Source organism: Thermogemmatispora sp., assembly GCF_019683635.1.
Taxonomy (GTDB): domain Bacteria; phylum Chloroflexota; class Ktedonobacteria; order Ktedonobacterales; family Ktedonobacteraceae; genus Thermogemmatispora.
In genome coordinates this window covers 1-4910 of record NZ_JADGIA010000289.1, presented here as the reverse complement: position 1 = coordinate 4910, position 4910 = coordinate 1, and the positions used below count along the sequence as shown (strand labels likewise).

Sequence of the window (4910 nt, the reverse complement as noted above, 5' to 3'; positions counted from 1 at the left end):
GATCCAGTCGACGGGCAGGTAGCGCTCCAGGGCGCGCTTGTAGAGAACGCAGGCTTCGCGGTCGACGGCTACCAGGAAGGCTTTGAAGCCCATCGGGTGGACATTCTGCAGGAAGTGCTCGGCGACAAAGCGGGCGATGGCGTCGACGCGCTCGGGGGCTTTCATCATCTCCTTAAGGTTGACGGCGCGGTCGAGGATGGCATTTAACTCCTGGATGTCGCTGACGCCCTGGGCTTCGGTCAGGTTGAGAAACTCGCGCTCCAGGGTTGGGCGATCGACGCGCAGCGAGGAGGGGGCAAGGGCGTAGTTGAGGGGGACGGTGGTGCCATCGGCGATGGAGTCGGCAATGGAATATTTGTCGAGGTAGCCCTCGGGGTCTTCGCTGCCGAAGACCTTGAAAGTACCCTGGCCCTGAGAGAGGCGATCGATGGGGGTACCGGTGAAGCCAATGTAGGTGGCATTAGGCAGGGCGGCCATCAGCTCGCTGCCCAGGTCGCCGCCGGTGCTCCGATGGGCTTCGTCGATCAGGACGATGATGCTCTTGCGCGGGTTGCTTTGGGGGCGAATGCCGTCGAATTTGTGGATCATGGTGACGACCAGGCCGCGATAGTCGGAGTCGAGGATCGCCTGCAGGTCTTGCTTGCTGGTGGCGAGGCGAACGCTACCGAGGCCGTAGGCCTGGATGTTTTTAAAGAGCTGCTGCTCTAGCTCGTTGCGGTCGACGACCATGATGACGGTGGGTTTTTCGCGCTGGGGAGCGTGCAGCAGGCGCGCGGCGATGGTGAGCATGGTGAGGGTTTTGCCGCTGCCCTGGGTGTGCCAGATGAGGCCACGGCGTTTCTGGCCCTCTTCGACGCGAGTGACGACTTTTTCGACGGCGCGCATCTGGTGCTGGCGCAGGATGACTTTGCTGAGCTGGTCGTCTCGGGTGAGGAAGATCAGGTAGTCGCGCAGGACGCGCAAGAAGCGGCGGCGGTCAAAGAAGTCGCAGATCTTCTGTTCGAAGGTGCTGAGCGGGCCGACGACCTCTTTCCAGTTGAAAAGGCTGTTGCGGTCGGTGTTCCAGGTGGCGCCGTAGTAGAGGTCGAAGAGCTGGGTGACGACGAAGACCTGGGGGATGACGAGCATTTCAGGGGTTTCGCGGTGGTAGCGGCGGATCTGGTCGATGCCCAGGCTGAGACCCTCAGCGAGGGCGGCTTTTTTGGTTTCGACGATGGCTACGGGGAGGCCGTTGACGAGAAAGACGATGTCGGCGCGGTTGGTGTAGAGGTCGTTGCGCTGGGACCATTCTTTGGTGACTTCGAAGGTGTTGTTGTCGATGGTGTCGAAGTCAATAAGGCGGATGTTGCGCTCGCGCTTCTCTTCGGGGATATAGAGGGATTGCTGACCGCGCAGCCAGCTGAGGGCCTGGCGGTTGCCTTCGATGCTGGTGGGGAGCTGAGCGAGCCGCTTGGCGATCTCCGCCGCCCGCTCGTCGTTGACGAGGCCGGGGTTGAGGCGCGTGAGTTGCTCCTCCAGGGTGTCCTGAAAGAGACGACCCTGGGGACCGCCGCGCCGCTGGAGGGCGCTCCGCGCGTCGACGAACTGCCAGCCAATCTGGCCAGCGTAGTGGATCAGCGGGTCCTGTACAGTCTTCTCTTCTTTGCCCACGATTGATACTCCCTTCTACGTGTCTAGTGCCGGCTCCTGCTCCAGAAGCGGCTGTACTGAGAGACGACCACTCATGAGTTCCTCTAGCAGCGTGCGAAAGAGTTCTTGGTAGAGGGCTAGCTCTTGCTCTAAAGCGCTTATCTGAGTGTCACAACCTACAAGTATCTTTGCTATTGTATACTGCTCATCTAAAGTAGTCAAAGGCACCAGAAGATTTTCTATAACAGGTATATTGATTCCTTTCTTTAATCTTCCTGCCTTTTTCTGGTTAATCTGCTTCCAATAGTTGTCTGTTTGGAGAAAGAAGAAAAGATACTCAGGATCTAGGTTTTTCTCCTCTTTTACCCTAATTCGTAGGAGGTAGGAAGCAAAAACGCTTTCGGGGCAGTCCCTGACGAGTAACGCCTTACCTGTGGAGGCCCCTATACGTGCTATCACTATATCCTTACTATGCAGCAAGTAAGCTTTCTTTAGCTCCTCTCCGCATTGACAATAAGGGACGCTAGACCAGTCTGTATAAGATTCTTGAAGATCGCTAATCCTCAGAAATTTAGGACCCACTGGCAGCTCGCTAGCACTAGTACTCAAGCCATAATCGGGTCTAGAGCAATAATCTCCTAGCCTCACCACCTCCCAGCTCTGCGGAATCTCGCCGATCTCGGTCTGCTTAGTTGGCTCGCCGCGCGTGCCGTAGCGGAAAAGATGGTGCATGAGAGCGGCCTTGCGCTCGCGCTCTAGCTCCAGCTCGCGCCGCAGGACCTGCATCACTTCCTGCACGGCACGCAGCACGCGCGCAATGGCCCGCTGCTCGGGAAGAGGGGGAAGCAGTACAGGTAAAGTTTTCAGCGCTTCTGTGTTGAGCCTTTGACGTCCTGTTGTTCCCTCCATCCTGCTGGCTAAGCTCTGTCGAACATCGCCCTTGAGCAAGAAATAGAATAAAAAGAGCTTATCACTAATATTAGCTTTCTCTCTTAATGGTATAACTTCTGTAGTTGCTATGCCAAATGGTAAGGGTAAATCTTCAGCAATTGCTTGCTTGCCATTTTCGAAAGAAGGCGTAATTTTGGGTAGAAGGATGTCTCCCTCTTTAAAGAAAGTACCGCTTGATATTACAGATGGATCTTTCATCAAGAAGCCGTCAATAGCTATTTTATCGGAAGGAATTAGCTCCATAGGTACAAAAGGAATAGCTTTATAGTCTGTCAGTCGCAGTTCCCTAGGTTTGCTTGTAAACTCTGCAATTTCGGCGAGAGGGACACGTTTCCAGCTACTAGCCATGCTCTATCGGTGTCTGCTTTCTTTGAAGCCCTAATTGATATTGAGTCTGGAGAGAATCCTCTCCAGCTCCCGCTCGGCCTCCTCGCGTTGAGCGCGGACGCGAGCCAGGTCAGCCAGAATCTCCGGCAGGGGGCGATAACTGGCCGTCGGGGTCGTGTCCACGAACTGCGACGGACTCAAATTATAATCCGTCGCGCGCGCCTCCTCCAGCGTAATCACCCGGCTCAGGCGCGGGCGCGACTCCCAGGCCCGGTAGACCTCCACAATCGAGGTGATCCCCTCCTCGCTCAAGACGTTCTTCGGCTTCTCCTTCACAAAAAGCTGCGAAGCATTCACCAGCAACACCTGATTGCGCCGCTCCTCTGGCTTCTGACGCCGCAGCAAGAGCACAATCCCCGGCGCCGACGTATTATAGAACAGATTATCAGGCAAGAGGATCACCGCCTCGATCAGATCCCGCTCCACAAAGCGCGCCCGGATCTCGCGCTCGCGGTTACTATTCCGACTGCCCGAGCCGCGCGAGACCGCCCCCGTATCCAGGACCACCGCCGCCTGTCCCCGCTCGTTCAGCGAGGCATAGATATGCTCGATCCAGCCCCAATCTGCCGAATTGGCCGGCGGCTTCCCAAGGCCCTGGCACCGTCCGTACGGATCATGATCATAGAACTCATCATCGTAGCCATCCTGATTCCACATCGGGTTAGCCACCACATAATCGAAGCGGCGCAGGCCAGCCCCCTCGGCCACAAAACCAGGCCGGCGCAACGTATCACCAGGCAGCAAGAGCGCATCCGTATAATCGTGCAAGAACATGTTCATCTTGGCAATCGCCAGCGTCACCGGATTCAGCTCCTGCCCGAAGAGGCGCGGCGCCTTACTGCGCTCCTCGGGATGATGCTCTTCGAAATACAGGCGCGCCTTAATCAGCAGCCCGCCAGAGCCGCAAGCCGGGTCATAGATCGTCGTGCGCGGGCGCGGATCGACCAGCGACGCAATCAGCCAGCCCACCTCTTTCGGCGTATAAAACTCCCCCGCGCTCTGTCCCTGGCCCTCAGCAAACTTCCGCAGCAGATACTCATAGGCGCGGCCCAACACATCCGGCTCCGCATTGTGCAGGCCCAGGCGATGACGACTAATCACCTCAATCAAAGCCGCCAGCCGCTCATCGTCCAGCGTCCGCTGGCCGCTCTGACGCTCGTTATAATCGCGGATATTGATCACACCGTCGAGCGTCGGATTCAGCCGTGCCACCTGCTGCATCGCCTCCGAAACAAACTCACCCAACCCGGCCAGGCCATGATTGCGCAACTGCTCCCAGCGGTAGGCCGCCGGAATCAGAAAGCGCACCATCGGCCTGCGTCCCTCCAGCAGCGCCTGACGATGATCCTCTTCAATGAACTGCTGGGCTACCACCTCATCCCCGAAATGCTTGCTCCAGTACCCGCACTCGTCGTCGAAGACATCCGAGAGCCGCTTGTAGAAAACCAGCGGCAGAATAAAATCCTTGAATTTCGGCGCATCGGTCGCCCCGCGGATCGCACAAGCCGCATCCCAGAGCCATTGCTCCAGCTCGGCAATCGTCAAATGATCATCGGAGCGCAGCGCCAGCGGCAGGATCGGGTTCTGGGCCGTCTGGGGATCTACCTGATAGCCATTGCCCTTGTTCCCCGGCCTCCCATTCTTCTTACGCGGCACAAAGGACCTCCTTCAGCAGCGGAGTCGAGTTGAGCAAGTCTTTATTATACACGCGTTGAAGCGCCCTCACAAGCCTCCTGGGGCTGTACGTAGCCGCCGTGCTGGGTGAGCGCCTCCTCCCTGTTCTCCCTCACTGCAACTTCGCCAGGTCCCGCAGCACAGTAGAGAGAGCCTGGCTACGACAGCAAAAAAAGCGGCCAGAGCGGATGCCTGCCGGCTATAACGCCACGCACGACACCGCTCTGGCCCTCTCCCCTCGCATCGCAAAGGGAAGAGCTGCGAGTAGA

3 protein-coding genes are annotated in these 4910 nt (G+C 57.7%); all 3 read right to left on the bottom strand.

Going from position 1 to position 4910, the window contains the following annotated elements:
- Nucleotides 1-1650, bottom strand: a 1650-nt coding sequence (locus IRZ31_RS20175) for an HsdR family type I site-specific deoxyribonuclease (protein WP_297157198.1), incomplete at its 3' end; no start/stop codon positions are given.
- Nucleotides 1651-1665: 15 nt separating this feature from the next.
- Nucleotides 1666-2928, bottom strand: coding sequence for a restriction endonuclease subunit S (locus IRZ31_RS20170; RefSeq protein WP_297157195.1), 1263 nt, complete (start codon nt 2926-2928; stop codon nt 1666-1668).
- Nucleotides 2929-2958: 30 nt separating this feature from the next.
- Entirely contained in the window at nt 2959-4623 is a 1665-nt protein-coding gene (locus IRZ31_RS20165) for a class I SAM-dependent DNA methyltransferase (protein ID WP_297157192.1), read from the bottom strand.
- Between the last annotated feature and the right edge of the window lie 287 nt (nt 4624-4910).